Origin of the sequence: Ruegeria sp. HKCCD7251 (genome assembly GCF_013031165.1) — a bacterium.
Taxonomy (GTDB): domain Bacteria; phylum Pseudomonadota; class Alphaproteobacteria; order Rhodobacterales; family Rhodobacteraceae; genus Ruegeria.
Genome location: NZ_WPZC01000011.1, coordinates 60,387 through 87,344 on the forward strand (window position 1 = coordinate 60,387; position 26,958 = coordinate 87,344).

A 26,958-nucleotide genomic window follows, 5' to 3' on the forward strand; every position below is an offset into this window, starting at 1 on the left:
CTCTGCTTCCCGGTCTGTCCGGCTTGTTTGCACTCGCAGCAAAAAAGCGCGGCTGACGGTTTTAAGGAACGCTGAGTGCGACCGAAAGCTGGGGAAATTTGCAGCTAGGTGCACAATTTTTGCACAGATTGAGATAAATGCCCAAAAAATGTGCAAAGTGAGGAAGAGATTTACCGGAAATTCGGACCTCAACTTCACAGGTTTTGCAGGGTATGGTGCCTCAAAACGATAACCGGGCAGAGTTCGGAAATGACAGATTCCAAGCGCCGCAAAACTCCTTTGGTGGCGGATAAAAGATACCCGTCCAAGGGCCGTAAACCCAAGGCGACCAAACGCACCGCGAAACCTGCGGGAAAGAAGGCTGTCGCACGTAAAACCACCACACGAAAGCCCACCCGCAAGAAAACACGCAAGAAATCGGCCGGAGGTGGCGGAGGGATATTCCGCCGGATGTTCCGCTGGCTGTGGCGGATGATCTGGGGCGTGACATGGCGCGTGGGGGCCGTTTGCGCACTGTTGCTGGCGCTGGCGATTGGCGTTGTCTACACCTCGTTGCCCGATGTCGATTCGCTTTTGGACGGCCGCGCGCGCGGGTCGGTCACGATGCTGGACCGCGACGGTAAGGTGTTTGCATGGCGCGGTGATCAGTTTGGCGGTGTCATTACGGCTGATACCGTGTCCCCGCACCTTAAACACGCGGTCATCGCGACCGAGGACAAGCGGTTCTATCGCCATTTCGGTGTCAGCCCGCGCGGGGTTGCCAGCGCCGTGCGCATCAACCTGAGCGAAGGCCGGGGGCCGCTGTCGGGCCATGGCGGTTCGACCATCACGCAGCAGACGGCCAAGTTGCTATGTCTGGGCGTTCCATACGATCCGGCTGAATGGGAGTCCGAGGCGGCCTATGAAGCTGATTGCCGTAAGGGGTCGTTGTGGCGCAAGGCCAAGGAAGCCGTTTACGCGATGGCGATGGAGGTCAAATACTCCAAGGACGAAATCCTTACCATCTATCTGAACCGGGCGTTCCTTGGCGCAGGCGCGCGAGGGTTCGAGGCGGCCAGCCAGCGGTATTTCGGGATTTCAGCCGCCGAAGTATCTCCGTCCGAGGCCGCGATGCTGGCGGGTCTTCTGGTCGCGCCGACCCGGTATGCGCCGACGAACAACCTACAACGCTCGCAGGATCGGGCGCGTCTGGTGGTCGGTTTGATGGAGGATCAGGGATATCTTTCCCCTGCGCAGGCCAGCGAAGCCCGCACCCGCCCCGCAGAATTGTCCGAAGCCGCCGCCGCGCGTGCAGGCGGATATTTCGCCGATTGGGTCATGGCCAGCGGGCCCGAGTTCTTCACCCGCAACACGACCGAGGATGTGGTGATCCGGACGACTCTGGATCAGCGCCTGCAAAAATCGGCTGAAGAGGCGCTGCAATATATCTTTCAAGAAAAGGTTCGCGAAGGGTCCAAGGCGCAGGCCGCGATTGTCGTGATGTCCGCAGATGGGGCTGTGCGCGCCATGGTCGGCGGTCGCAAGACGCGTGTATCAGGTGCGTTCAATCGCGCGACACAGGCGTTGCGCCAGACCGGATCATCCTTCAAACCCTTCGTCTACGCGACAGCGTTGGAGCTTGGGTATTCCCCGCTGGATACGGTGGTGGACGAGCCCTATTGCATCAATATTCCCGGTTCGGGTCAGTGGTGCCCCAAGAACTATACCAACAAGTTCTATGGTAGGGTCACGCTTGCGGATGCCTTGAAGAACTCGCTGAACATCCCGGCCGTCAAAGTGGCCGAGGTTGCGGGGCTTGAAAACGTCCGCACTGTCGCCAGCGGTTTTGGGATCGCCAATGATCTGGCCGAAGGTCCCGCCCTTGCCCTGGGCGCGTCGGAAAGCACGCTGATTGAGATGACCGGCGCTTATGCGGGTATCCTGAACGGTGGCTCGTCCGTGGAACCTTATGGTCTGACCGAGTTAAAGCTGCTGGGGGACCAGGCGCCCGTAATGGTGACGACGACCGGCATCGGAGAACGCGTCATCAACGACAAGGCGGCCAAGCAACTGACATGGATGATGGAGCGCGTGGTCTCGGAAGGCACCGGCGCGCGGGCGCAGCTTCCGGGCTGGCAGGTGGCGGGCAAGACCGGCACGACTCAGGCCGCGCGCGATGCTTGGTTTATCGGGTTCACGGCGGATTACGTGGCGGGTGTCTGGATGGGTTATGACGACAACACGCCCCTTTCCGGTGTCACCGGCGGCGGGTTGCCTGCGGAAATCTGGAAGGAAACCATGCTGCGCGTGACCGAAGGGATGACGCCGACGCCCTTGCCGATGCTGGCCCCGGACCCGCCCGTGCGAACCGCGCAGCCCCGGCAGCAACGCCGCAGGCAGGGCAACGGGTTCGAGAACGCCATTAACAACCTGTTGAATAATATCTTTGGCAATTGATCGGGCAAAGAAAAAGGCGGTGCGCTGGGCACCGCCTTTTGCATTTGTATGCTCGCGTGATCAGACGGTTTCGTCCAGCGCCGCCAGAATCGCGTCACCCATTTCGGTAGTCGACACAGGCTGCACACCTTCCTCGGCCAGCAAGTCGGCGGTGCGGACACCATCGGCCAGAACTTTCTCGATCGCGGCTTCCAGACGATCGGCCTCATCCCCTTGGTCAAAGCTATAGCGCAGCGCCATGGCAAAGCTCAGGATACAGGCGATCGGGTTCGCCTTGCCCTGACCCGCGATATCAGGGGCCGAGCCGTGGACCGGTTCGTACATTGCCTTGGGACGGCCATTGGCCATCGGTGCACCCAACGAAGCGGATGGCAGCATCCCCAACGAGCCGGTCAGCATTGCCGCGCAATCGGACAGGATATCGCCGAACAGGTTGTCGGTGACGATCACATCAAACTGCTTGGGTGCGCGCACCAACTGCATTGCGCCATTGTCGGCATACATATGGGTCAGCTCAACCTCGGGGTAATCCTCGGCCACACGGTCCACGACCTCGCGCCACAGGATGCCCGATTCCATGACGTTGGCTTTTTCCATCGAGCACAGCTTTTTGTTCCGGCGCATCGCCAGCTCAAAGGCCGAGCGTGCGGCGCGTTCGATCTCGGATTCGGTGTAGCGCTGGGTGTTGATGCCCACGCGTTCGTTACCTTCTTCGAAGATGCCGCGCGGTTCGCCGAAATAGACGCCCGATGTCAGTTCGCGCACGATCATGATGTCCAGACCGGCGACGATGTCTTTCTTCAGCGATGAGAAATCAGCCAGCGCGTCAAAGCACTGCGCCGGGCGAAGGTTTGAAAACAGGTCCATTTCCTTGCGCAGGCGCAGCAATCCGCGTTCAGGTTTTACACTGAAATCAAGATCGTCGTATTTCGGGCCACCAACCGCGCCCAGCAATACCGCATCGACCTCTTGCGCCTTGGCCATGGTCTCATCCGATAGGGGCTTGCCATGGGCGTCATAGGCGGCACCGCCGACCAGATCCTCGCTCACGTCGAACGCCAGACCGCGGTTCGCGCCGAACCAGTCGATGATGCGGCGGACTTCGGCCATGACTTCGGAGCCAATACCGTCTCCGGGCAGGATGAGGAGCGAGGGGTTGGACATGAAGGATCTCCTTGCGTTTCGTCGCAATGGCCCTAGCGCCTGCGCAGCATGGGGTCAATGCGAGGAAGCTGTAAGCTGCAGGTAAAACCCGTATCTGTGCCCGGAACGACGAATTCCTGAAGAAATGCTTGCCACGCGCGGCCCTGCCGACGCTCAGGTGTTCGGTAGAAACGCCGCGTTGAACGCCTTGCGCACCCACTCAACAGTGACCTGCACGCGCTTGTACCCAACAGTATCCGGGTTGAGATAGAGGTACAGGGTGCGGCTGAAATCCGGACGACCTGTGCCAACACGCACCAGATCATCGCGCCCTTCGGCAAGGCACATTGGCAGCAACCCCTTACCCGCCCCCGCAGCAACGGCCGAGACCAGCACGCTGGCGTCCGTTGCGGTTAATCTCACTTTTTCGGCGTGTTTGCTCAGGCGTCTGACCGCGCGGTTGATGATTGGGCGGCTGGCCTCTTCGTCAAAAAAGGCAACCCAGCTTGCGGGTTCTTCTTGCAGGTGGGCGGCGTGGTAAACGGCGTAAGGGACCTGACCCAGTGTGACCGTGTATTCCGCAGATTCGGGCGGAACTTCGAACCACATCTGAATTGACGCCTCGCCCGAGATGCGCGTTGTTGCGGCACGGGTCATGAACCTCAGGTCCAATCCGGGATTTTCGGCAAGAAAACGATCCATCCCTGACAAGGCCAGGCGCTGCATTGTCCACGAATTCCCGACTATACGCATCATCCCTACAGCGCTGGCATGTGATTGAGAGATTTCGTCGGTCATTCGGTGATAGCTTGCTTCGATTTGTAGCGCGCGTTCGATTGCAATGGCCCCGGCTTCGGTCGCCACAAACCCTGACTTAGAGCGAACAAACAGGATCACCCCAAGCTCTTGTTCCAACGCGGTCAACCGGCGGCCCATTGTGGTCGCGTCCACATCAAGGAAATGTGCGGCGCCTGTCAAAGAGCCCGACCGACTAATGGCCAACAGCACTTTCAGATTGTCCCAGTTCATTTTCAGACGTCCTGCAAATTTGCATGATGTTGATGCAGATTAGCGGCTTTTTGTCCGCAGATTTCAATTCTAAAGTTCCGGCGTTCCGAAAGAGAGACAGCACTTTCCATATTTCACAGTGGGTTACGAGTACGCTTTTTTGGATGGTTTGGGCCGGTGCGGGTGTGCGTCGGCCCGTGAAAAAGGACAAGTGAATGCAAAGATACTCAAAACTATGGGCTGCGACTGCATGTCTGGCGTTAGTCGCCGACTGTGGTCAAACAGAAGTCCCAGAGCCGATCCAACCCGAGCCTATTTTCAATAAATACGGAGACGTTGTCGGTTGTACCGGCGGGGCCAGCCCCAGTGGTGCGAACCCGGACCAGCCCTGCCTGCCACCGCCGCCACCGCCCCCCGGAGGGTGCGATGACTCGGCGGTTGCTGGAACGGCGTCGGTTCCCTGCTCGCCAACCGGTGAAGAGCGTGAGCCTGAAGATAGCTCAACCTCAGGCGGGGGGCGTGACCCGGGCGATAGCTCAACCTCGGGCGGGGGGCGTGACCCGAGCGATAGCTCAACTTCCGACGGCGGCCGTGATCCAGGTGGAAGTTCAACACCTGGCGGCGGTAGCGATCCGACCGGAAGTTCGTCCACCAGCGGAGGCCGTGATCCTGCGGGCGGAGGGTCATCCTCGGCACCGCGGACCTGATACTGCATATTTTGGGTAACGAGTTCTTCAGGGTTTGAAGACGATCCTCGACAAAGGACAGGGCAGCCAACCGGTTGCCCTGTTTTGTCAGTTTCACTCCAATTCCAGATCGACCCAAACCAGCCGATGGCGGCTTGCTGTTTGCGCCGCCGTTCGCCCTTCGGTCCCTGTATCAGGCCAATAAACACCGCTGTCCCGAACCGTCCAATGGGCCGAGGGCAACACGCAATCCACCCGCATATCACCCGTTGCTTTCCAAGTGACCGTCGCCAAGTCGCCTGTCGCGTCACGCGGCTGGGGGTCTTGTAGCAGGGGATGGGACAAAAGCGCCTTAATCGCCTGTTTACGCCCCTCTCTGCGGGTCGGGTCCTGATTGGCATCCCCGGCGATCACGTAAGGGCCTTTAGGGGCGCTGCCTAGCCGACCTTCCAGAACGTGCGACCACACCTGTATCTCATCGTGATTGCGGAGCCCGTTCCGATCTTCCGGTCCGTCAAAAACGGGGGGTGCCGCATGAAAGGTCATCAGGTCGACCGGCCCAAAAGGTGTATCAACCGGAACCACCCACTGTGCGACCGAAGGCAACCGCTGTACCATTTGCGCGTCTTCTGACGGATAAAGTTGCCCGTCCAATACAGGCAATTGCGCATCCGGCAGGTCCCGCCAGAGCAAAGGCGAAAAATCCTGAACCTCGTATTGGTTGATGGGATAACGCGACAGGACTGCCATGCCGCCGTGCCCGGTGTATTTGCCCCAACCCTGCGCGTCGCCCGGACCATGGGTGCGACCGTCGCCGTCCATATCCAGGCCTGTCTCCAAACCCGAATTTGGCCGCGCGGCAAACTGATGGGGGTAGTCCAAACCGGCCTCTCGCAACTGTTCAGTCAATGCGGCAAGCGTTTCGCCGCCAAAGTCCCAGTCGACACCCTGCAACGCGACAATATCGGGGTTGACCGCTGTCAACACCTGCACCACAGCCTGAACCTGTGCGTCGCCGCGCCGAATATCCCTGAGCAACAGGCCCGGCCCATCGCGGCTGAGTTCGGTGTTAAAAGTTGCCACGCGCACAGTCTCAGCCTGCGCCATAAGGGGCAGTACTAGCAGGAATAGTATTCGGATCATGCGGTCTGAGTGGACTCGGCCGTGGAATAGGCGCGACGTTTTTCAACGATCAGGTTCGCGATACGAAGGGTCGCCATGCCGCGCATGATCATGCTGGCGGGCAGGAAAGCCCATGCGCTCATGGTCCAAATCAGGGTCTGCGGATTGCTGAGTGAAATGGGATCCGCATAATTCGTCAGCATCTTTATCATCGCGGGGATCAGGAACGGCAGCAGCACCCCGATCGAGATGTTGAGCCGCCCATCGCGCTGAAGGCGCGTGACCACATCGCCGCCTTTGGTCGGATCGAACAAGGGCAGGTTGGTCCAGACATTGAACGCACCGTTGCCCGTAGGCCAGCCACGCAATTTCACGGCGTAGGCAAAGCTGCCAATCGTAACCAATGCCGTGAGATAAGCGACACTGGCAGATATGCGAACCAGTTCGATCAGGGGCGAGCTGGCATCTACAGGCAGCATCAGCACGATCAGGCGAACTGGCGAATACGGAAAGTCGACGATATTGGCCACGCTCAGACCGACCGAATAAAAGACAGTTGTCAGATGGCTCGGTGCATAGGCGTTCTTACAGATCAGTGTCAAAAACATGATCATTGTGACCAGACCAACAAATCGCAGCCGGTTCACCGGGGGCGCGTCCCGGAACTCAATAAAGCTGGGGAAGGCCGAGTTGTATTCCGCAAAGGTCAGGAAAAACGCAAGAATGGCGAGAAACACGACGATCTCGGTCCCATTCGTTGACGATGCGGGCAGATACAACGCGGGGGTCAGCACGATCAACGCAACCAATATTCCCCGTATTGCCGCCCCTGTTGTGCGCGCAATCACTATCCGAACCCTTTCAAACTGGACCGGTCGGTTCTGTGCCGACTTCATTCCAACTTGTGCCCGCCGTTTGTTTTTTGACGGATGCCTCTTTAGCGCCAACACTGGCTGCCTCAGGCACTCCACTCAAGCCAAGGTGCAGAAAACACGTGATTTTGGGCAAAATGATGGCGAAACTGGTGCGGGTTTGCATCATTGCTGACGCAAATCCGACGTGTAATTTAGCATTGCCCCTACATGTTGTGGTTGCCGCGAATTCAACCCCTAGAATGCGAAAGAGGCCGCCGAGGCGACCCCTTTAGGTTGAGTGTTCACAGAATCATCCACAGAATCATACCCAGGGGCGGGCCTGACTCGCGTGATCCTCGAATTTGTCGATGTGATGTTCTTTCTCCATCGACAGGCCGATATCGTCCAGACCGTTCAGCAGGCAGTGCTTGCGGTGCGGGTCGATGTCGAACGCGATTTCGACGCCATCCGATGTTGTGATCTTCTGATCTTCAAGATGCACGGTCATGCGGGCGTTTTCGCCTTTATGCGCGTCATCCATCAGGATCGCATGATGCTCTTCCTCGACCACGATGGGCAGGATGCCGTTCTTGAAGCAGTTGTTAAAGAAGATGTCGGCAAAGCTGGTCGAAATTACAACCTTGATGCCGAAATCCTTGATCGCCCAAGGTGCGTGTTCGCGCGACGAGCCGCAGCCGAAATTGTCACCGGCCACCAGAATCTCGGTATTGCGATAAGCGGGTTTGTTCAGAACGAAGTCTTCGTTCTCGCCGCCGTGCTCGTGATAGCGCATCTCGTCAAAGAGCACGACGCCAAGGCCGGACCGTTTGATGGTTTTCAGGTGCACTTTGGGGATGATCATATCGGTGTCGATATTGATCAGTGGCATTGGGGCGGCCACCCCGTGGACTTTGTCAAACTTTTCCATGTTCACACTCCTGCGGGAGAGGGCCGACCCCTTGCCCCGCGTTTAAGCTTGTTTCGCTTCCGTTGTTGCGTCGTTGGGTGCGTTCTTGACGAAGAACGCCATGAAGACCAAACCGAACCCGTTGAACAGCATCTCGATCCCCAGGAAGATACCCAGAATGCTCATCAGCACTGCTGGTTCACTTCCTACATAGGTCCAGATGATACCCGCGAGCACGATCGACAAGATGCCCGAGATCATTGTCGGCCAGAAATACTGTGTTCCGCGCATTTGGAACGACAGGATAACCCGCGCGATGCCGCCTGCCATGAACAGGATCAACATGACCACCGCCAGGGTGAGCGTTCCTGCAAGCGGCTGGGACATGAAATTCCAGCCGAGGAACAGCATCACGGCACCCATGATGAATGACAGAATCTTGTTGCCGGTCCCTTCGACAGAAAATCCGCCGACAACCTGCAACGCGCCCGATATCAGCAGCAACACGCCAGTTACCACTGTCACAGCTATCGAAGCCACCACCGGCGCGCCCAGCACAAAGATGCCAAACGCAATCGAAAGTAGCCCCAACAAGAGCCATTTGACCCAATCACTCATTTCAGTCTCTCCCTCAAATATTCAGATATGAGGGTAGCTTACATCATTTCGCGGACGTCTGTCAGCCGTCCTGTGATTGCCGCCGCGGCAGCCATCGCCGGGCTAAGAAGATGGGTGCGTCCACCCCGCCCCTGACGGCCCTCAAAGTTGCGGTTCGAGGTTGCGGCGCAGCGCTCGCCCGGTTGCAACTGGTCGGGGTTCATCGCCAGACACATGGAACATCCCGCCAGACGCCATTCGAAACCGGCCTCTTTGAAGATATCCGCCAGACCTTCTTCTTCGGCCTGCAGTCGTACAAGGCCCGAGCCGGGCACGACCATGGCGCGCATCCCGTCCTTGATCTTTTTGCCCTTCAGTATTTCAGCAGCGGCGCGCAGGTCTTCGATCCGACCATTGGTGCACGACCCGATAAAGACGGTGTCGATTTCCACGTCGCTGAGTTTCTGACCGGCTTCCAGACCCATATATTCGATCGAACGGCGCGCCGCGTCGACCTTGCCGCCTTCGAAATCTTCGGGGTTCGGCACGGTTGCGGTGATTGGCAGCACGTCTTCGGGGCTGGTACCCCATGTGACGACAGGCGCGATGTCTTCACCGCGAAGGGTCACGACCTTGTCGAAATGTGCGCCTTCATCGGTATAAAGCGTTTTCCACCACTCCATCGCGGCTTCCCACTGGGCACCTTTCGGGGCATGCGGGCGACCTTTGACATATTCGAACGTGGTCTCATCGGGGGCGATCAGGCCCGCGCGGGCACCGCCTTCGATGGCCATGTTGCAGACGGTCATGCGGCCTTCCATCGACAGATCACGGATCGCTTCGCCGCAATATTCGATGACGTAGCCGGTGCCGCCGGCGGTGCCGGTTTCACCGATCACGGCCAGAGTGATATCTTTGGCGGTTACGCCCGGCTGCAATTTGCCGGTGATTTCCACCTTCATATTCTTGGATTTCTTCTGGATCAGGGTCTGAGTGGCCAGAACGTGCTCAACCTCGGACGTGCCGATACCGTGGGCCAGCGCGCCAAACGCGCCATGGGTGGCGGTGTGGCTGTCGCCGCAGACGACGGTCATGCCGGGCAGGGTCCAGCCCTGCTCGGGGCCAACGATGTGGACGATGCCCTGACGGACGTCATGCACCGGGTAATAGTGAATGCCGAAATCCTTGGCGTTCTTGTCCAGTGCTTCAACCTGAATGCGCGATTCCGGGTTTTCGATCCCGTTCACCCGGTCTGGTGTGGTGGGCACGTTGTGATCCGGCACGGCGATGGTTTTTTCCGGCGCACGCACCTTGCGGCCCGCCATGCGCAGGCCTTCGAAGGCCTGCGGGCTGGTCACTTCGTGAACCAGATGGCGGTCGATATACAGCAGGCAGGTGCCATCATCGGCTTCGTGGGCGACATGGGCATCCCAGATCTTGTCATAGAGCGTTTTGGGGGACATCGGTCCTCTCCCGTATGTAATGAGAAATAGCTGGCGAGGTGGCTTAGGCTGCGCGTAGGCGCGCCAGAACCGTGCGGGCAGCCCCATAGAACCGTTCGCGCAGACGCGCGCGATCTTCCAGATTCTGAAGTTGCGCCACATTGAGTCTCATGCGCACCAGATATATCGCGCGATCCCGGCAATCAAGGTTCAAAACCGCCGCGGACTTGCATCGTAGGGCTTTGGTCTTCAATCTGGTCGTTAGGAGGCGCTGCATGAACCAAGACCTGATCCCAAGTTCGGTGTCAAAGCTTTATGACGATATGGTCGCGGCCTTCTCCTCTCAGTTTGAAAATTTCGCCGAACTGATCGTCACACCGGGCTGGCGGCAGTACCAGATTATTATCATCCTTTGTCTGTGGGGAGCGGCATTTGTTCTAAAGCTGCTGACCCAGGGCCGTTGGGATACCTGGGCGCGCTCGCGCACCGGGTGGCCTAAGTGGCGTTTGCGGGTTCTTGTACAACTGATGCAGCGCCTGACACTGGTGTATTTCGTGGTGCTGTCATGGGCGCTGTATCTGGTCATGCAGCAGATCACATGGCCTTCGCGCAGCTACATAATCGGCGTGATCGCAACCTTGGCCGCTGCGTGGCTGGCGATTGCACTGGTGGCACGGTTGGTGCGGAACCGAACGCTGCGACGCATCTTCAAATGGGCAATGTGGGTCTATGCAACGCTTGTTGCCCTGAACCTGACCGACGACGTGGCCGGGTTTATGGATGGAGTGGCGATTTCCATAGGTGACCTGCACATCTCGGCCCTTGGGATTCTCAAGGCTGTTCTGCTGATCGGCATTCTGTTGACGCTGGCGCGCGTGGGAACCCGTGCAGCCGAGCGCGGCTTGATGAGCAATGACGATATCACCCCGTCGATGCAGGTGCTGCTGGCCAAAGGCATTCAGGTTTTGATCTATGGCGGGGTTTTTCTGGTCGCGATCCGCACGCTGGGCTTTGACCTAACCGGTATCGCGCTGTTGTCCGGTGCGATTGGTGTGGGGATCGGGTTTGGGCTGCAAAAGGTGGTGTCGAACCTGATTTCAGGGATCATCATCCTGATGGATCGGTCGATCAAGCCGGGCGATGTAATCTCGCTGGGGGACACGTTCGGTTGGATCAACGCGCTGGGCGCACGCTATGTCTCGGTCGTAACGCGCGACGGGCGGGAGTACCTGATCCCGAACGAGGACCTGATCACCAATCAGGTGGTGAACTGGTCGCATTCCGACAAATTCGTGCGGCTGGATCTAGAGTTTGGCACCAGCTATTCCGACGACCCGCACAAGGTCCGCTCGACAGCCGTCAATTCCGTTAAAACCGTGTCGCGAGTATTGAGCGGCGGGTCTCATGAGCCGGTCTGCCATATCACTGGGTTCGGCGACAGCAGCGTAGACTATGTCCTGCGCTTTTGGATTAGTGACCCGACCAAGGGGCTGACCAATATCCGCGGCAATGTCTATCTGGCGCTGTGGGATGCATTCCACGCCGAGGGCATATCGATACCCTTCCCGCAGCGCGAGGTGCGGCTGCTGCCCGACGCAGGCTCGCAACAGATCGCAGAGGATTGAGCCTGCGTTGCGTGGCGCTTCATTGAAATGTTGCAATCCCCTTGTTACCTTATTAGTACCCCGGCGCCGGGATTGCATGGCGCGCAGCAAAGGAGGACTATGTCCTGTCTCTACATACCCAGGCGGGTTTGCCCGCCGATGACGGGGCCAGCGTGATGGCCCACTCTCAGTCAATCAGCGACAAGCTGCTTGAGCGTATCCTTTCCTCACTTTCCGATGACAAGGCCGAAGACGTCGTGCAGATCAACCTGCAAGGTAAGTCTTCTGTTGCGGATCACATGGTGATTGCCTCGGGTCGGTCGACCCGTCAGGTGGCGGCCATGGCGGAAAAGCTGACGGATCGCATCAAGCAAGAATTCGGTTTCACCTCGAAGGTCGAAGGTAAGGATGCCGGCGACTGGGTGTTGATTGATACGGGCGATGTGATCGTCCATATCTTCCGCCCCGAAGTGCGTGAATTCTATCAGCTGGAAAAGATGTGGCTGCCTGCGGGCGGCAGCGCCTCAGCCAACTGAGGCGCCATCCCGGCCTGTATTGAAGGGCCGGAGGCGAGAGAGATATGCGGATCAGCATAGTTGCGGTCGGGCGATTGCGCGCCGGACCCGAGAAAACCCTGCTTGACGATTACCTGACACGCTTTGATCGGACCGGGCGCGCCTTGGGCCTTGGCCCCGCGCGGGTGATCGAGGTTGAAGAAAAGAAAAACGCGGGCATGGGGGCCGAGGCGATTTTGCTGCGCAAGGCGCTGCCCAAAGGGGCTGTGATCTGTACGCTAGACGAACGCGGGCGGGTGATGTCCTCACCTGATTTTGCGAAAAAACTAGGCAGTTGGCGTGACGCCGGGCGGCAGGATCTGGCGCTGATCATCGGCGGAGCGGACGGAATAGACCCTAATTTGCGTTCGCAGGCGGATTTTTCCCTCTCATTCGGGTCGATGGTCTGGCCCCATATGCTGGTCCGTGTGATGCTGGCCGAGCAACTCTATCGGGCCGCAACCATTCTGTCTGGCGGTCCCTATCACCGGGTCTGACCATGGCGCAGCTATTGATCGTTTACCACTCGCGCACCGGCGGAGCCCGGCAGATGGCCGAAGCTGCGGCCCGGGCCGCGCAGGGTGAAGCAGATGTTATCCTGAAAACCGCTGATCAGGCTGGACCCGATGATCTGCTGCAAGCCGAGGGCTATGTCTTCTGCGCGCCCGAGAATCTTGCTGCGATTTCGGGTCTGATGAAGGAATTTTTTGATCGCAGCTATTACCCGGTGCTGGGCCGGATCGAGGGCCGCCCCTATGCCCAGATGATCTGCGCCGGGTCCGATGGCGAAAACGCGGCCCGCCAGATCGCCCGCATCGCAACTGGCTGGCGGCTGAAAGAGGTGCAGCCGCCTTTGATCATCTTCACCCATGCACAAACGCCCGAGGCGATATTGGCCGCGAAAACCATCCCTTCCGACCAGCTTGAAACCTGTCGAGAGCTTGGACTGGCCATGGCCGCCGGGTTGCAAATGGGCGTCTTCTGACCTCAGTCCAGATCGACCACATAGGTATCTTTGGCCCAGCCATCCGTATTTGTGCGGGCCTGTACCTGAACTTGCGTAGCCTCTTCGGGAATCGTCACACCGCTAAGGGATCGGGTAAATGGCTGTTCATTCTCATGCGGGTGGTGCAGCACGCGCATTCCCAGCTCTTGCCCCTGCATATCCAGCACCCGCCAGCCATCGGCATAATCGTCCCAACCCGTTTCGGGGTGAAGGACAGTCACGTCGAATCGCCATGTCCCACCGCTCTGTTGCGCGGTGACGTTTTCAATCACGGGATCGTCGGCAAAGGCGGGAGTGGCCAGAAGGGCGGTCAGAACAAGATATCTCATGATGTGAACCTAATCGGTTTGGTGCGACCCGGCGATCACGATCCAGTGTTGAGCAGAACCGTGCGCGAATGCGATGCGAACTCACGCCGATACAGCATGGCAAGTGTCGTCACCGTACCTGCAATCAGCGCCAGAGGTCCCAGTATCCACGCCACAGCCGCCAGCGCGAAATAGGTCGCCCGCAGGCCCCGATTGAAGCTGCGCGCGGCGGTGACGCAAATCTCGGCCGCTTGGGCGGCACGGGGATAAGCGGCAGGGTCTTCGGGTTCATTGGGGACAGCGGCCATCAGCACGGCGCAATAGCCAAACAATCGGTGTGCCCAGACGTATTTCAGAAAGGCGTTGGCCAAAAACAGCAGGATGATCAGAATCTTGACCTCCCACACCATCGCGGGGGCCGTTCCCAGCGCCAGATCCTGCGCCAGCCCGGCCAGCCGTTCCGTATTGCCCAACAGGGCCAATCCACCCCCGATGGCGATCATCGTGGTCGAGGCAAAGAACGTGCTGCCCTGCCGCATTGTGCCGACCACCTGCGCGTCGAACATGCGCGGCTGACGGGTGACCATTTCCTTCATCCAGTCGCGGCGATAGTCATCCATGATCATCCCGACCGAGGGTTTGCCGGGCGACGGATTCTCGATACGCCAGCCGATCCACAGCCATGCGCCGATCAGCAGGGCGATGCCGACAAAGTCCAGCGGCGCGAAGGGCAATGTTTGATCAATCCAGGACATGGGCGCGACACTAAGTCGTGACGTCGCAACTTGCCAGATCGGAAAATTGGTAATATTATTTTACCAAACGGAGGGCCCGCCATGGAAATGCCAAAGCCAAACCCAGACATTCTGCGCCGCAAGGATGTGGTCCTGCGACGCCTGTTACAGGTTCTGCCCGAAGACGCCGTGATCCACGATCCGACTGAGACGCGCGCTTATGAGTGCGATGCGCTGACGGCCTATCGTTGCCCTCCGATGCTGGCTGTTCTGCCATCCACGACAGCCGAGGTCTCGGACGTGCTGCGCATCTGCAACGAAGAAGGCGTTCCGGTTGTTCCGCGCGGCTCGGGGACATCTCTGGCCGGTGGCGCATTGCCCACGGCGGACAGTGTCATTCTGGGTGTCGCACGCATGAATGAGGTGTTGGAGGTCGACTATGACAACCGATTTATCCGGGTCCAGACGGGGCGTACAAACCTGAGCGTGACCGGGGCCGTGGAAGAAGATGACTTCTTTTATGCGCCCGACCCTTCGTCGCAACTGGCCTGCGCGATTGCGGGGAATATCGCGATGAATTCAGGTGGGGCGCATTGTCTGAAATACGGCGTGACCACGAACAATCTGCTGGGCGTCACGATGGTCATGATGGATGGCAGCGTGGTCGAGATTGGCGGCGCGTATCTTGATGCGGGCGGGTTGGACCTGCTGGGTGTGGTCTGCGGGTCCGAGGGGCAATTGGGCGTCGTGACCGAGGCTACCCTGCGCATCCTGCGCAAGCCCGAGGGCGCGCGGCCTGTGCTGATGGGGTTCGATGATAACGAAGTCGCCGGGCAATGTGTGTCTGACATCATCAAATCGGGAATCCTGCCCGTGGCGATCGAGTTCATGGATACGCTCTGTATCAAGGCGTGCGAGAACTTTGCCCATGCCGGTTATCCCGATTGCCACGCCCTGCTGATCGTCGAGGTTGAAGGGTCCGAGGCCGAAATCGACTATCAACTGTCGAAGATCGTCGAGATCGCGAAGCGCCACAACCCCGTTGAGCTGCGCGAAAGCCAATCGGCCGAGGAAAGCGCCAAAATCTGGCTTGGGCGCAAATCGGCCTTTGGTGCGATGGGGCAGATGAACGATTACATGTGTCTTGACGGGACGATCCCTGTGTCTGCTCTTCCACAGGTGTTGCGCCGGATCGGAGAGCTGAGCACGGATTACGGATTGCCGGTAGGCAACGTGTTCCACGCGGGTGACGGGAATATGCATCCACTGATCCTGTTCGACGCCAACAAGCCCGGCGACCTTGAGAAATGCGAGGCGTTCGGGGCGGATATCCTCAAGCTGTGTGTGGATGTGGGGGGATGTCTGACCGGCGAACATGGCGTGGGGATCGAAAAGCGGGATTTGATGTCGCATCAATACGCGCCTGCGGACCTTGAGGCGCAGATGGCGGTAAAGGATGTGTTCGATCCAAACTGGCTTTTGAACCCGGCCAAAGTGTTCCCGCTGGATGTGTCCGAAGTTCGCAGGATTGCTGCTGAGTAGGGGCGCTGCCCCCATCGCGGCAGGCCGCGATTCCCCCGAAGTATATTAAAACAGAAGAAGTGTCATGAGACCTGAAACAGAGGCCGAACTGGCCGAGATAGTGGCCGGACTGCAAGGGCCCGTGCGAATTGCCGGTGGTGGAACCCGAGGGATACGCGGGCCGGATGACCTTGTTGAAACTAGCGGTTTGAGCGGGACTACCTTGTATGAGCCAGGCGCGCTGACGATCGTGGCGCAAGCCGGAACCCCCGTGACTGAGATCGAGGCCGCGCTGGACGCCGAAGGTCAACAATTGGCGTTCGAACCGATGGATCATCGCAGCCTGTTGGGTACCAATGGCACACCGACGATTGGTGGCGTCGTGGCCGCCAATATCTCGGGGCCCCGCCGGATTCAGGCGGGGGCGTGCCGCGACTTCCTGCTGGGCGTCCGTTACGTCGACGGTCGGGGTCAGATCGTAAAGAATGGCGGGCGGGTGATGAAAAACGTGACCGGGTATGACCTGGTCAAGTTGATGAGCGGTGCCTGGGGAACGCTGGGCGTGTTGACCGAGGTTTCGCTGAAAGTGCTGCCCAAGCCCGAGGCGATCGCAACGCTGCAAATCCCGGTCGCGGATGCAGGAACGGCAATTCAGGTGCTCTCTGCTGCATTGAAATCCCCGTTCGAGGTAAGCGGTGCGGCCTATGACCCGCAATCAGGCCGCGCGTTGCTGCGGCTGGAAGGGTTTGCGGATTCGGTGGCTTACAGGGTGGAGCAGTTGAAATCCACACTGGCCGGTTTTGGCGCGCCAGAAGAGGTCGAGGGCTTGCCTGACTTGTGGCGCGACATTCGGGATGCCGCTGCGTTCCATGACAAGGAGGGCGATGTATGGCGTATCTCGGTCAAACCGACGGACGCGCCAGAGGTGTCCGCGCGTCTGGACGCAAGCCAGACTCTGTTTGATTGGGGCGGCGGATTGATCTGGGCGCTTGTTCCCAAGGGCGTTGATCTGCGCGCACGTCTAGGCGCTTTTGATGGTCATGCGACGATTGTCCGAGCGGATACAGAAACCATCACAGCATTGGGTCGTTTCCAACCCGAAACAGCTGGTGTGGCGGCTCTAACACAAGGACTTCGGCAGAAATTTGATCCGCGTGGTTTGTTCAACCCGGGACTGATGGGGTAGAAAATGCAGACGACGTTTTCCGAAGAGCAACTGCGGGACCCGGGCATCAAACGCTCGAATGAAATCCTGCGCAATTGCGTGCACTGCGGGTTTTGCACTGCGACCTGTCCCACTTATCAGGTTCTTGGGGATGAGTTGGACAGCCCGCGGGGACGCATCTACCTGATCAAGGACATGCTGGAGAACGAGCGTGTTCCGGATGAAAAAACCGTCAAGCACATTGACCGCTGCTTGTCCTGTCTGGCGTGCATGACGACCTGTCCGTCGGGCGTGCACTACATGCATCTGGTGGATCATGCCCGCGAGTATATCGAACAGAATTACAAACGGCCCTTGTCAGATCGTGCATTGCGCTGGGTTCTGGCGCAAATCCTGCCCTATCCGATGCGGTTCCGCTGGGCGTTGATCGGTGCAAAACTCGGCAGGCCGTTCAAATTCCTGATGCCCGACGCGCGGCTGCGCGCAATGCTGGACATGGCACCGAAACATATCCCACCGGTGAGTCGTAACGATGATCCCCAAAGCTTTGCGCCGAAAGGTGCACGCAGAAAGCGCATCGCATTGATGACGGGTTGCGCGCAAAAGGCTCTGAATACGGATATCAACGATGCCACCATTCGTTTGTTGACCCGTATGGGCTGCGAAGTTGTCGTGGCTGATGGGGCCGGGTGCTGTGGTGCCCTGACCCATCACATGGGCAAATCAGACGACAGCCATAAGGCCGCTGCCGCGAATATCCGCGCTTGGACAGCCGAAATGGACAAAGACGGGCTGGATGCGATTGTCATCAACACGTCTGGCTGCGGTACGACCGTCAAGGATTACGGGCATATGTTCCGAAACGATGCGTTGGCCGAAGACGCGGCGCGGGTGTCCTCTATCGCAATGGATATCAGCGAGCTGTTGGTTCAGCTTGACCTGCCGGACGGCACCGGCAAGGACATGACCGTCGCCTATCATGCAGCATGTTCCCTGCAACACGGCCAAAAGATCAAGACGCACCCCAAAGACTTGTTGAAACGCGCGGGTTTCACCGTGGTCGAGCCGGCGGACAGCCATTTGTGCTGTGGCAGCGCAGGCACCTATAACTTGATGCAACCTGAGATTTCTGGAAAACTTAAACAGCGCAAGGTCAGGACTCTTGAGGCGAAGAACCCTGATGTTATCGCCGCTGGCAACATTGGTTGCATGATGCAGATCGGTTCGGGCACCGACGTTCCGATCCTGCACACGGTGGAATTGCTGGACTGGGCAACCGGAGGTCCCGTGCCCCGGGCCATGCAACAGGATCGGAAGTCAGACCATGAGGTCCCGATCCTTAGATAGGTGTTGATGCGGCAACGCATCGGTTTCGGTCAGGAACCGCCTGTCATGTCAGCGCCCTATTTTCGCCTCACCCGGTGCGTAGGAAGATGCGTAGATAGCAACGCCGGAGAACCGCTTGCGAAACTGGATCAAGGCTCTAGTGCTGGCATGTTTGCCTATGACCGCCAACGCACAGGATTCCAGACTGAAAAGTCTGGACACCACCGATGCGGGGCGCGCTTGGATGGCTGTGGGTCGCCTCGATATTGGTGGCGCTGGGTTTTGCACGGGCACGCTGATATCCCCGACCTTGGTTTTAACTGCGGCCCACTGCCTATTCGACAAGGTCACAGGTCAACGTGTGGAACTGGCCCAGGTCGAGTTTCTGGCGGCTTGGCGGCTGGGGCGCGCGTCTGCATACCGCGCCGCACGCAGGGCCGTGATTCACCCTGACTACCAGTATGGCGAAGAAGCGTCTGCTGCACGTATCGGCAGTGATATCGCGCTGATCGAGCTTTGGCAGCCAATCCGCAACACGACCGTCATTCCCTTTGAAACAGGAAACCGCCCGGCAAAAGGCGAAGAGGTTGGCGTGGTGTCTTATGCCAAAGACCGGGCCGAGGCGCCTTCGTTGCAAGAAGTGTGCTCGGTCATGACCCGCAAATCTGATGTGTTGGTCATGTCCTGCGATGTCGAGTTCGGATCGTCTGGCGCCCCTGTCTTTTCCTTTGACGGGGATCGGCCCCGGATCGTGTCTGTTGTTGCGGCCAAGGCCGAATTCAACGGGCAGCGCGTGGCCGTTGGAACAGCGGTAGAAGAATCGCTGACCGTGTTGCAGGCTGAATTGTCGGCAGGGCGCGGGTTTATCGCCTCTACAAATTCGAACGGATCAGGCAACAACGTGGGCGCCCGTTTCATCAAACCATGATCCGCTTATTATTTTCTGTTCTTTGCCTTTTTTCTGTGACATTCGCCGCGTCTGCCCAAAGTGCGAAGCGCACACTGAATGATCGTGACGATCTTTATGGTTGGGAAGCTGTCGGTCGGTTGGATATTGGTCAAGACGGGTTTTGCACAGGCACCTTGATCGCGCAGGACCTTGTGTTGACGGCGGCGCATTGCGCTTTGAACCGGGCTAGCGGGTCTCCTTATGAACCTGGTGAGGTTACTTTTCGCGCGGGGCTGAGTGATGGGAAGGCGCTGGCGGAGCGCAAGGTTGTCCAGATTGCTGTGCATCCCGATTACGCCCGACATCCGAACCTCTCGGCCGAGGCGGTTCGGGTCGACGTCGCGCTGATGAAGCTAGAGCAGCCGATCCCATACTCGGTTGCGGATCCTTTTGCATTGCACAGTGGCCGGGTTGCAGGAAACGAGGTGAGCATCGCCTCTTACGGGCGTGGTCGGTCCGAGGCGATCACGCGGGAACGCTCTTGCCGTATCCTCCAGCGTCGACAAGGGTTGATCACGTTCAACTGTGACATCACCTTCGGGTCGTCGGGATCGGCACTGTTGGCGCGAAACGGCCCGCGCTGGCAGATCCTCTCTGTCGTATCCGCAGTCGGGACAGATGGTCGCCAAAAAGTCGGGTTTGGCATGGAACTGTCTGGAATCGTGGCGGAATTGAAGTCGGTGCTGCGCCGTGACACCCCTCAGCCCAAGGCTGCGATACGCCGTTTGCAGGTGGGTTCGGGAAAGTCCAGTTCAGGCGCTAAATTCATCAGCCCCGGCGGGGGTTGAACTCGGTCAAATCTCTACCCATGTGAACTGTATCGGGTCGCCAAAAACGGGGCCAGATATCTCATCGCCCGTCCGAACTGGAGGGCACATCATAAATCGCTCAGACTTGAGGATATGACACATGCGTAGTTTTGACTTTGCACCGCTGCACCGCGCCACCATTGGTTTCGACCAGATCGCCGACATGATGGATCGCGTTCTGACAAATGACGTGGCCCAGCCCAGCTACCCACCTTACAACATTGAAAAAACCGACGCCGACGCGTACCGGATCTCCGTCGCTGTCGCCGGTTTTGCCGAGGCCGATCTGTCGGTCGAAGTGAAGGAAAACGCCCTGATCGTGGCCGGCAAGAAAGCCGCCGAAGATAAGGACCGTTCCTACCTGCATCGCGGCATCGCCACCCGCGCGTTCGAGCGCCGCTTTGCCCTGGCCGATCACGTGCGCGTCACTGGCGCAAGCCATGAAAACGGTATGCTGAACATCGACCTGAAACGCGAGGTGCCCGAGGCGCTGAAACCACGCCGGATTCAGATTTCGTCCGGTCAGGCCATCGAAAGGGATGTGGTTGACGCCAAAGCCGTGAACTAAGGCGATCCGACCAAACAGCGATAATCGCGCCTCTCTCGATTATCGCACCATACGCCCCGCGTTCCTCCAGACGCGGGGCGTTGTTTTTGGATGGGGTTTCAACTTGGCATAATCCGCTGCGACCAAAGATACGTGTCGCTTGCGCCCTTGTTTCCCTTCATCCGTGGTGCCAAGGTGGAAACACAGGCTATTCCGCGATTTTTATGTTTCGTTGTTTCATCTCGACAGTGATTGTTCTTTGGCCGATCGCAACCACGGCGGACGTTCTTCCTCCGGCCCTGAGCAGCGACTATTCCCATATGATTGCCAGTTGTCCGACAATGAATATCGGACTTGTTCGAAACGGAAACTCTGCCGACAACACGCTTGGTGGAACACGTCTGGCGGACTCGTTTCGGGGTGCAGGGGGAAATGACGTTCTGATTGGGTACGACTCGGTTGATACCTATACTTTTGAATTGGGCGACGGTGCAGATATCGTTGTCGATCACAGCGCTAACGGAAACAGGATAAAGTTCATTGATGTACCCGAAGGTGCGGTCCGGCGGTTCGAAACGCCCGGGCGTAACGGAGAAACCGACCTATTGATTACCTATGGAGACAATGATGCGATCCGCGTTGTCGGGTGGTCGGAGTTGTCCGAGAACACGAAATCAGGCTGGGCTTTCGACCATGTCTTCCGCCCCAAACAAGAACCAGTCAAAGGCACGCCAAGCTCATTAGTTCTTATTTTGACGGATCCAATGTCGGCGCTAAAGCTGTTCTTGTTGCTTTTTCTAAGCTTTTTCCCGCTGGCCCGTGTTCTTTGGGTCCGGCGGCAGAAATCGAAGGAATAGTGTCCAGAGCGGCCTGTCTGACTGCCAGTCTCTTCAGCAAAGAGACCCTGCGCAACGGCTGCGCAGGGTCACTCTTTTAGGTTTTGACCTAGTTCCCAGCCGTCACCGACCCGATCGACCAGAACATCGTTTCGCCTGAGGCATCATCGACGCCGTCATTGTCGGTCATCACAAACGCCTCGCCCGAGGGCAGGATCGCCAGGCCTTCGATTTTGTCCAGAACATAACCTCCGGTCGAGGTCAGGTCAGGCAGCAGGTCGCGGATCTCTTCTTTGCTGACGACGGGCAGGGGGTCGCCCAGCGGGGCCGGGGTCATCTCGGCCAGCGGGATGCGATAGACCTTTTTGGTCACCGCGCGATGGTCGTGCTGATTGTCGCGCTCGATCACATAGACGTGGTCGCCGAAGGCCACGATTTCCGACAGGCCGACCCAACCGGTTTCCGGGTCTGCCTTGGGATAGTGCACGGCACCCCATTCTTTGGTCTCAAGGTTGTAGGCTACCAGTTTCACATGGTTTTCCGGATCGTCTTTCCATTCACGCTGAACGGCCATCCATAGGGTGTCGCCGACGCGGGTAATGCCTTCGAAGCCGAAACGTTTCTCGGCCGCCATTAGTTCGGCAGGCAGGCCGATCTCACCCTTGCGGTCCTTGATCAGACCATCTGCGCTGACGTGATAGATCGCGTGCGGGATCACACGGTCAGTGCGACCTTCGGATGCGACGTAGAAGCCACCCTTGCCGTCCAGCGTGATGCCCTCAAGGTCCAGCTTCTGCGCTGGGTTGCCATCCTGACGGTGGATGCGGATCACGTCCACGATGCGGGCGGGTTGCTGGCTGGGGTCGATCTTGAAGATGGACGGCTGGAAGCCATAAAAGCTGTCATTGACGGCATAGATCATGCCGTCTTCGTCCGCTACCAGACCGGACAGAGCACCCCATCCGATCAACTCATCCGCGCCTTCCGATGTCAGATGCGGGTAGGCGGCGGGGGCCTCTTGATATGCGAAGACCGACACATGCGCACGTGGGCCGCCATCTTCGATCAGATCTTTTTCGTTAGCCGAGATCAGCAGGTTCCGCTCAGGGATCGCCACATAGCCTTCCGGTCCAACGCCTGATGGCAACAGTTGTTTCAGAATCGGGTTCGCGGGGTCAGTGGCGTCATAGACACCCACGACCGAGGCGCGCTCCGCCCCGACAAAGATCATCGGCGTACCGCCAAAGGTGGCTGCGGTTACGCTTTCCGGCTCAACGCCTTTGCTGTCCGAGCGTTTGTCGGGGTAGTGCCCGATCTGGATGATGGCCTTTTCAAACTCGGTGCCGTTCTCATACACAACGGTGCCGTCCTTGTGGAAGATTGTCCAACCACGCGAGCCGCCCTCATAGTCGCCTTCATTGGCGGTGGCGAAGTGGTCGTCGTCGATCCATTTCACCGCGTCGGGTTCGCGCAGGCGACCCGGCTGGCTTTCGGTGAAGATCAGTGCGCCGCGCTCATCGGTGGCGTCGATGCCTTCCAAATCCACGCTTCCGGCCGAGAAATGGTTGAGCACGGTGCCATCTTTGGCAACAACCGCGATGTGGTTGTTTTCCTGCAGAGTGACGACGGTCTCGCCAAGGTTGTTGATGTCAACGAATTCGGGTTCGGGATCGGTGGGCGCAACCTCGGCCAGTCCGGTCAGAGAGGCCATTTCCATGCCCGAACAATCTAGCGCTCCATCTTTCAGCGGCACCAGTGCCAGTTCACCCGCAGGAAGCTGCGGGATGATGCCATCGTTCAGGTCTTCGTCCCGCTCGTTCTCAATCGCCACGGCGACAAAGCTGCCATCCGGCGAAATGGCAACGCTGTCGGGTTGACCGCCCAGATCGCAAGCACCAGTTTCGGCCTTGCCCGCAATATCGACCGAGATCAGCTTGCCCGATGGCGCAACATAGCTTTCCGAGGTGTTCACGCCGACAAAGGCGGTCGCGCCGACGATGCCCACGGACGTCGGTTCTCCACCCACGTCCATCGCACCCAAAGGCGCTGGGTTCGCCGGGTCGGTGATGTCGACCATGCCGATCAAGCCCAAAGGGCTGTCGGTATAGACCAGCGTCATGCCATCTGCGGTGGCCGCGATGATCTCGGGCGAGGTCTCGCGGGTCGTGTCCGCGCCGTCGGCCATGTTTTTCACCACGGGGAAGGACGCAATTCGGTTGAAATTCATTTCTGCCATGGCCTGACCGGCGGTCAGGGCAAGGGCAGATGTCAGGCAGACAGCGCGCAACGACATCGGTTGATTTCCTCTCACTGTTGGATGACAGGGGGATGAACCGGGATCGTTGCGGTGTTGTGACAGTTTGGCTTCAGTTTTGTGACAAACGCGGCCACCGCCGAAACGGTGGCCGACAAAGATCAGACCGACATGCAGATGTATTTCATCTCAAGGTAGTCCTCCATACCGTGATGGCTGCCTTCGCGGCCCAGACCGGATTGCTTGACGCCGCCGAACGGACCCAGCTCGGTCGAGATGATGCCGGTGTTCACGCCGACGATGCCATATTCCAGTGCCTCGGCCACTTTGTAGACGCGGCTCAGGTCCTTGGCATAGAAATACGAGGCCAGACCAAAGATCGTGTCATTGGCCATGGCGATCACGTCATCTTCGTCCTCGAACTTGAACAACGGGGCCAGCGGGCCAAAGGTTTCTTCCTGCGCGACCTTCATGTCCTGCGTCACGCCGGTGACGATGGTGGGTTGAAAGAAAGTGCCACCCAGATCATGCGGCAGGCCGCCTGTCACGACCTGCGCACCCTTTGCGGTGGCGTCCGCGATATGGTCCTGCACCTTGGCTACGGCTTTGTCATTGATCAGCGGCCCGGTGGTGACACCATCGGACAGGCCGTCCCCTACCGACAGGGCTTCGGTCGCGGCTTTCAGCTTTTCGGCAAAGGCATCATAGACACCGGCTTGTACATAGATTCGGTTGGCGCAGACACAGGTCTGACCGTTATTGCGGAATTTGCACATCATCGCGCCTTCGACGGCTGCATCCAGATCGGCGTCGTCAAACACGATGAAGGGCGCATTGCCGCCCAGTTCCATCGAACATTTCATGACCTGATCTGCGGCCTGCCGCAGCAGGATGCGCCCCACCTGGGTCGAACCGGTAAATGTCAGCTTGCGCACGCCGGGGTTTTCGCAAAATTCCTTGCCAATCTCGCTGGCATTGAGGGACGGCAAAACGTTGAACACACCTGCCGGGATGCCCGCCTGATCGGCCAGAACCGCCAGAGCCAGCGCAGACAGGGGCGTTTCCTCGGACGGACGGGCGACAAAGGCGCAGCCCGCCGCAAGTGCCGGCGCAGCCTTGCGGGTGATCATCGCATTGGGGAAGTTCCACGGCGTGATCGAGGCCGCCACACCAATTGGCTGTTTCAGCACTGTGATCCGCTTATCGCGCTGATGGCCGGGAATGGTTTCGCCGTAAATCCGTTTCGCCTCTTCCCCGAAAAACTCGATGAACGATGCGCCATAGCCAATCTCTCCTACGGCTTCGGCCAGCGGTTTGCCTTGCTCGGCTGTCAGAATACGGCCCAGATCCTCGGCGTTTTCCATCATCAGGTCATACCAGCAGCGCAGGATCGCTGCGCGCTCTTTCCCGGTCAGCTTGGCCCATTCCTTTTGCGCGGCCTCGGCCTGTGCGATCGCCCCTGCCACCTGTGCACGGCTAAGGTCTGCAACTTCGGCCACCACATCACCGCGCGCGGGGTTGGTGACGGCAAAGTTGCCATTGTCGCCATCCACCCACTGCCCGCCAATATAGGCTTGGGTTGCCAGCAGATCAGGGTTCTTGAGGATGGATTTCAGGTCGGTCGTTGCGTCCAGCATAGGTCAGCCTCCGGCAGGAATTTCGGTCGTCGCACCCAAACAGGTGGTACGCAGAATGTCTATGTCCACTGTCCGTCGCAGATCAATCCAAATTTGATCAAAAACTCCGGCATTTGCTGCCCGTGTGGTGCCTATCTTTTTCAGGTGGAGTTTGCCAAAGTTCCGGGGAATTTTGGACGCAAGGGGATGTAAATGGCCATAACATTCCCTATCTTATTGGGTAATTGGACAAAAAAGGGGATAGTGCAGATGTCGAACCATCAATTTGACGCTTTAATAGAAGAGACGCAGGCGAAAGTGCGTGAAAGCCAGTCGCAGATTGAAGGGCTAACGTCGCGGATTGACGCCGCACGCGCCAAGATCGGCACAGCCGAGGCCGATATCGACATTGAAAACGCCACGCTTGAGGATGTCCATGCCCATACCGAGGTGATGAACGCCAATATCGCCGAACTGATTATGGGGCTGGACGACGTCACCAACGCGTTCTCCAAGGATTTCGACGAAATGCGCTCGAAGACAGGGTGGGAGTCTTTTGTCGGCATTTTCGCCAAGGCCAAGTCCGAGTCGATGCGGCAGGAGCGGATGCGCACCGCCAATATCGACGACAAGTTGCAGGATTTGATCGCCAAATCCGATGTGATCGTAAATCTGCTGGAAGGGCAGCTATCCGTGCTGGAAGAACAGCGCGTTAAGGTCGAGGACAACCTAACCGGCACGCTGGACGACCGCGAAGCGACCGTGGCCGAACTGGAAGCCTTGCGCGCTGAAATTCAGGATATGGACCCGACGATTATCACGCTGGAAAACAAGATCAGTGTCGAACAGGACGCCGCTGCGCGTACCCAGCTGGAGACCGAACTGGCCGAGCTGAACAAGCAATACAACGCCAAGGTTCAGGACGAGCAGGTCAAGCTGGCCAAGTCCCAGACGCTGGAGCGCTATATCGAAAAAGGTAAGACCTGGGTCGATTCACTCCAGAACCAGGCGGCGACGCAGATGGTGCTGATCAACAAGCTGCAGACAGACACGCAACAACGGGTGGTGCTGTACGACGCCCTGACTAAATCGCTGAAAACCGCGCAGCAGCAGGACGTGGCCCACCGCATCAACGAAATCGGTGTGCAGACCGACCAGGAGGCCCAGACCGCCATGGCCGCAATCGGCACCGCGACCAACCAGAAAATGGCCGACATGCTTGAGGCGCACGAAGGCCACATGGTCTTTGCCCGCGATGTGCTGGAGAAAAAGGCCAAGGCGGATGAACGCTTTGCCCGTCGGTTCGCCTCGATTGTCGAGAAGCATGATAAGAATTTGTATGGGGGCTGAACTGTCAAAGAAAAGCGAGAACAAACTCCTTTGGATCGGCTGTACACTGGTAGTCTGGCCGTTTGCGACAATGTTCATATTGTGGCTGTATACTAACACTGAAATTGGAAACGACGTTTCGCTCCTATGGGGTTACCTTACTTGGTTGTTAGGAACTGCAAGCGTTCCAATCGGACTGTTGTTG

General features: G+C 58.4%; 25 protein-coding genes. 13 read left to right on the plus strand and 12 right to left on the minus strand.

From position 1 onward, the window contains the following. The first annotated feature begins 249 nt into the window (after positions 1 to 249). Positions 250 to 2,436, plus strand: coding sequence for a transglycosylase domain-containing protein (locus GOX75_RS19190; protein ID WP_171125858.1), 2,187 nt, complete (start codon positions 250 to 252; stop codon positions 2,434 to 2,436). Between the two features lie 60 nt (positions 2,437 to 2,496). Here GOX75_RS19190 and leuB read toward each other — a convergent pair whose 3' ends face one another. The 8 genes from leuB to GOX75_RS19235 all read right to left on the minus strand — a co-directional run bounded on the left by leuB (position 2,497) and on the right by GOX75_RS19235 (position 10,355). Continuing rightward, positions 2,497 to 3,600, minus strand: coding sequence for a 3-isopropylmalate dehydrogenase (gene leuB, locus GOX75_RS19195; RefSeq protein WP_171125860.1), 1,104 nt, complete (start codon positions 3,598 to 3,600; stop codon positions 2,497 to 2,499). Positions 3,601 to 3,753: 153 nt separating this feature from the next. Further along, complete coding sequence (locus GOX75_RS19200) at positions 3,754 to 4,608, minus strand: LysR family transcriptional regulator (protein ID WP_171125862.1); 855 nt, start codon at positions 4,606 to 4,608, stop codon at positions 3,754 to 3,756. Positions 4,609 to 5,387: 779 nt separating this feature from the next. Next, positions 5,388 to 6,416, minus strand: a complete 1,029-nt coding sequence (locus GOX75_RS19210) for an endonuclease/exonuclease/phosphatase family protein (RefSeq protein ID WP_171125866.1) — start codon at positions 6,414 to 6,416, stop codon at positions 5,388 to 5,390. Next, positions 6,413 to 7,243, minus strand: a complete 831-nt coding sequence (locus GOX75_RS19215; RefSeq protein ID WP_171125868.1) for a hypothetical protein — start codon at positions 7,241 to 7,243, stop codon at positions 6,413 to 6,415. The genes GOX75_RS19210 and GOX75_RS19215 overlap by 4 nt, the downstream gene beginning before the upstream one ends. A gap of 328 nt (positions 7,244 to 7,571) precedes the next feature. Continuing rightward, complete coding sequence (gene leuD, locus GOX75_RS19220; RefSeq protein ID WP_171125870.1) at positions 7,572 to 8,177, minus strand: 3-isopropylmalate dehydratase small subunit; 606 nt, start codon at positions 8,175 to 8,177, stop codon at positions 7,572 to 7,574. A 42-nt stretch (positions 8,178 to 8,219) separates the two neighbouring features. Next, entirely contained in the window at positions 8,220 to 8,774 is a 555-nt protein-coding gene (locus GOX75_RS19225; protein ID WP_171125872.1) for an HdeD family acid-resistance protein, read from the minus strand. A 38-nt stretch (positions 8,775 to 8,812) separates the two neighbouring features. Then, entirely contained in the window at positions 8,813 to 10,216 is a 1,404-nt protein-coding gene (gene leuC / locus GOX75_RS19230) for a 3-isopropylmalate dehydratase large subunit (protein WP_171125874.1), read from the minus strand. 43 nt (positions 10,217 to 10,259) lie between these two features. After that, the gene (locus GOX75_RS19235) at positions 10,260 to 10,355 is read right to left on the minus strand and encodes an isopropylmalate isomerase (protein ID WP_254428854.1); all 96 of its coding nucleotides are present in this window, start codon (positions 10,353 to 10,355) and stop codon (positions 10,260 to 10,262) included. Between the two features lie 115 nt (positions 10,356 to 10,470). On the opposite strand from GOX75_RS19235, the gene GOX75_RS19240 reads away from it, so the two are divergent. From GOX75_RS19240 to GOX75_RS19255, 4 genes are all read left to right on the plus strand, one after another. Then, a complete protein-coding gene (locus GOX75_RS19240; RefSeq protein ID WP_171125876.1) occupies positions 10,471 to 11,820 on the plus strand; it encodes a mechanosensitive ion channel family protein in 1,350 nt (449 codons plus the stop codon). A 155-nt stretch (positions 11,821 to 11,975) separates the two neighbouring features. After that, positions 11,976 to 12,335, plus strand: coding sequence for a ribosome silencing factor (rsfS, locus tag GOX75_RS19245; RefSeq protein ID WP_170353820.1), 360 nt, complete (start codon positions 11,976 to 11,978; stop codon positions 12,333 to 12,335). A gap of 44 nt (positions 12,336 to 12,379) precedes the next feature. Continuing rightward, a complete protein-coding gene (rlmH, locus tag GOX75_RS19250; protein WP_171125878.1) occupies positions 12,380 to 12,850 on the plus strand; it encodes a 23S rRNA (pseudouridine(1915)-N(3))-methyltransferase RlmH in 471 nt (156 codons plus the stop codon). Positions 12,851 to 12,852: 2 nt separating this feature from the next. Continuing rightward, positions 12,853 to 13,338: a flavodoxin family protein gene (locus GOX75_RS19255; RefSeq protein WP_171125880.1), complete on the plus strand. Its 486-nt coding sequence runs from the start codon at positions 12,853 to 12,855 to the stop codon at positions 13,336 to 13,338. 2 nt (positions 13,339 to 13,340) lie between these two features. Here GOX75_RS19255 and GOX75_RS19260 read toward each other — a convergent pair whose 3' ends face one another. Beyond that, on the minus strand, positions 13,341 to 13,688 hold the full coding sequence (locus tag GOX75_RS19260) for a hypothetical protein (RefSeq protein WP_171125882.1): 348 nt from the start codon (positions 13,686 to 13,688) through the stop codon (positions 13,341 to 13,343). 35 nt (positions 13,689 to 13,723) lie between these two features. Further along, positions 13,724 to 14,422: a DUF599 domain-containing protein gene (locus GOX75_RS19265; RefSeq protein ID WP_171125884.1), complete on the minus strand. Its 699-nt coding sequence runs from the start codon at positions 14,420 to 14,422 to the stop codon at positions 13,724 to 13,726. Positions 14,423 to 14,503: 81 nt separating this feature from the next. Between GOX75_RS19265 and GOX75_RS19270 the strand changes: the two genes are divergently transcribed. The 7 genes from GOX75_RS19270 (at position 14,504) to GOX75_RS19300 (ending at position 21,575) form a co-directional block, all read left to right on the plus strand. Further along, complete coding sequence (locus tag GOX75_RS19270; RefSeq protein WP_171125886.1) at positions 14,504 to 15,943, plus strand: FAD-linked oxidase C-terminal domain-containing protein; 1,440 nt, start codon at positions 14,504 to 14,506, stop codon at positions 15,941 to 15,943. A 64-nt stretch (positions 15,944 to 16,007) separates the two neighbouring features. Beyond that, positions 16,008 to 17,108, plus strand: a complete 1,101-nt coding sequence (locus tag GOX75_RS19275) for an FAD-binding protein (RefSeq protein WP_171125888.1) — start codon at positions 16,008 to 16,010, stop codon at positions 17,106 to 17,108. 3 nt (positions 17,109 to 17,111) lie between these two features. After that, positions 17,112 to 18,434 (plus strand): glycolate oxidase subunit GlcF, encoded by a 1,323-nt coding sequence (gene glcF, locus GOX75_RS19280; protein ID WP_171125890.1) that lies wholly within the window; start codon positions 17,112 to 17,114, stop codon positions 18,432 to 18,434. 157 nt (positions 18,435 to 18,591) lie between these two features. Next, positions 18,592 to 19,341, plus strand: a complete 750-nt coding sequence (locus tag GOX75_RS19285) for a serine protease (protein WP_171125892.1) — start codon at positions 18,592 to 18,594, stop codon at positions 19,339 to 19,341. Next, positions 19,338 to 20,150, plus strand: coding sequence for a serine protease (locus GOX75_RS19290; protein WP_171125895.1), 813 nt, complete (start codon positions 19,338 to 19,340; stop codon positions 20,148 to 20,150). Before GOX75_RS19285 ends, GOX75_RS19290 begins: the two co-directional genes overlap by 4 nt. A gap of 121 nt (positions 20,151 to 20,271) precedes the next feature. Further along, the gene (locus tag GOX75_RS19295) at positions 20,272 to 20,739 is read left to right on the plus strand and encodes an Hsp20 family protein (RefSeq protein ID WP_171125897.1); all 468 of its coding nucleotides are present in this window, start codon (positions 20,272 to 20,274) and stop codon (positions 20,737 to 20,739) included. A gap of 203 nt (positions 20,740 to 20,942) precedes the next feature. Continuing rightward, positions 20,943 to 21,575, plus strand: coding sequence for a hypothetical protein (locus tag GOX75_RS19300; protein WP_171172832.1), 633 nt, complete (start codon positions 20,943 to 20,945; stop codon positions 21,573 to 21,575). A gap of 88 nt (positions 21,576 to 21,663) precedes the next feature. On the opposite strand, the gene GOX75_RS19305 is transcribed toward GOX75_RS19300, so the two are convergent. Both GOX75_RS19305 and GOX75_RS19310 read right to left on the minus strand, forming a co-directional pair. Further along, positions 21,664 to 23,847, minus strand: a complete 2,184-nt coding sequence (locus GOX75_RS19305) for an esterase-like activity of phytase family protein (RefSeq protein WP_171125901.1) — start codon at positions 23,845 to 23,847, stop codon at positions 21,664 to 21,666. Positions 23,848 to 23,969: 122 nt separating this feature from the next. Next, complete coding sequence (locus GOX75_RS19310; protein ID WP_171125902.1) at positions 23,970 to 25,445, minus strand: NAD-dependent succinate-semialdehyde dehydrogenase; 1,476 nt, start codon at positions 25,443 to 25,445, stop codon at positions 23,970 to 23,972. A 249-nt stretch (positions 25,446 to 25,694) separates the two neighbouring features. Here GOX75_RS19310 and GOX75_RS19315 point away from each other — a divergent pair, with 249 nt between their 5' ends. Continuing rightward, on the plus strand, positions 25,695 to 26,774 hold the full coding sequence (locus tag GOX75_RS19315) for a hypothetical protein (RefSeq protein ID WP_171125904.1): 1,080 nt from the start codon (positions 25,695 to 25,697) through the stop codon (positions 26,772 to 26,774). Positions 26,775 to 26,958 lie beyond the last annotated feature (184 nt).

Coding starts and splice junctions, on each gene's coding strand:
- GOX75_RS19260 (WP_171125882.1), bottom strand. CDS start 13,688: ATGAGATATCTTGTTCTGACCGCCCTTCTGGCCACTCCCGCCTTTGCC.
- leuD (WP_171125870.1), bottom strand. CDS start 8,177: ATGGAAAAGTTTGACAAAGTCCACGGGGTGGCCGCCCCAATGCCACTG.
- leuB (WP_171125860.1), bottom strand. CDS start 3,600: ATGTCCAACCCCTCGCTCCTCATCCTGCCCGGAGACGGTATTGGCTCC.
- GOX75_RS19255 (WP_171125880.1), top strand. CDS start 12,853: ATGGCGCAGCTATTGATCGTTTACCACTCGCGCACCGGCGGAGCCCGG.
- GOX75_RS19295 (WP_171125897.1), top strand. CDS start 20,272: ATGCGTAGTTTTGACTTTGCACCGCTGCACCGCGCCACCATTGGTTTC.
- rsfS (WP_170353820.1), top strand. CDS start 11,976: ATGGCCCACTCTCAGTCAATCAGCGACAAGCTGCTTGAGCGTATCCTT.
- GOX75_RS19265 (WP_171125884.1), bottom strand. CDS start 14,422: ATGTCCTGGATTGATCAAACATTGCCCTTCGCGCCGCTGGACTTTGTC.
- GOX75_RS19240 (WP_171125876.1), top strand. CDS start 10,471: ATGAACCAAGACCTGATCCCAAGTTCGGTGTCAAAGCTTTATGACGAT.
- GOX75_RS19200 (WP_171125862.1), bottom strand. CDS start 4,608: ATGAACTGGGACAATCTGAAAGTGCTGTTGGCCATTAGTCGGTCGGGC.
- GOX75_RS19315 (WP_171125904.1), top strand. CDS start 25,695: ATGTCGAACCATCAATTTGACGCTTTAATAGAAGAGACGCAGGCGAAA.
- GOX75_RS19225 (WP_171125872.1), bottom strand. CDS start 8,774: ATGAGTGATTGGGTCAAATGGCTCTTGTTGGGGCTACTTTCGATTGCG.
- GOX75_RS19285 (WP_171125892.1), top strand. CDS start 18,592: ATGACCGCCAACGCACAGGATTCCAGACTGAAAAGTCTGGACACCACC.
- GOX75_RS19305 (WP_171125901.1), bottom strand. CDS start 23,847: ATGTCGTTGCGCGCTGTCTGCCTGACATCTGCCCTTGCCCTGACCGCC.
- GOX75_RS19300 (WP_171172832.1), top strand. CDS start 20,943: ATGTTTCGTTGTTTCATCTCGACAGTGATTGTTCTTTGGCCGATCGCA.
- rlmH (WP_171125878.1), top strand. CDS start 12,380: ATGCGGATCAGCATAGTTGCGGTCGGGCGATTGCGCGCCGGACCCGAG.
- GOX75_RS19210 (WP_171125866.1), bottom strand. CDS start 6,416: ATGATCCGAATACTATTCCTGCTAGTACTGCCCCTTATGGCGCAGGCT.
- GOX75_RS19290 (WP_171125895.1), top strand. CDS start 19,338: ATGATCCGCTTATTATTTTCTGTTCTTTGCCTTTTTTCTGTGACATTC.
- GOX75_RS19310 (WP_171125902.1), bottom strand. CDS start 25,445: ATGCTGGACGCAACGACCGACCTGAAATCCATCCTCAAGAACCCTGAT.
- GOX75_RS19275 (WP_171125888.1), top strand. CDS start 16,008: ATGAGACCTGAAACAGAGGCCGAACTGGCCGAGATAGTGGCCGGACTG.
- glcF (WP_171125890.1), top strand. CDS start 17,112: ATGCAGACGACGTTTTCCGAAGAGCAACTGCGGGACCCGGGCATCAAA.
- GOX75_RS19270 (WP_171125886.1), top strand. CDS start 14,504: ATGGAAATGCCAAAGCCAAACCCAGACATTCTGCGCCGCAAGGATGTG.
- GOX75_RS19190 (WP_171125858.1), top strand. CDS start 250: ATGACAGATTCCAAGCGCCGCAAAACTCCTTTGGTGGCGGATAAAAGA.
- leuC (WP_171125874.1), bottom strand. CDS start 10,216: ATGTCCCCCAAAACGCTCTATGACAAGATCTGGGATGCCCATGTCGCC.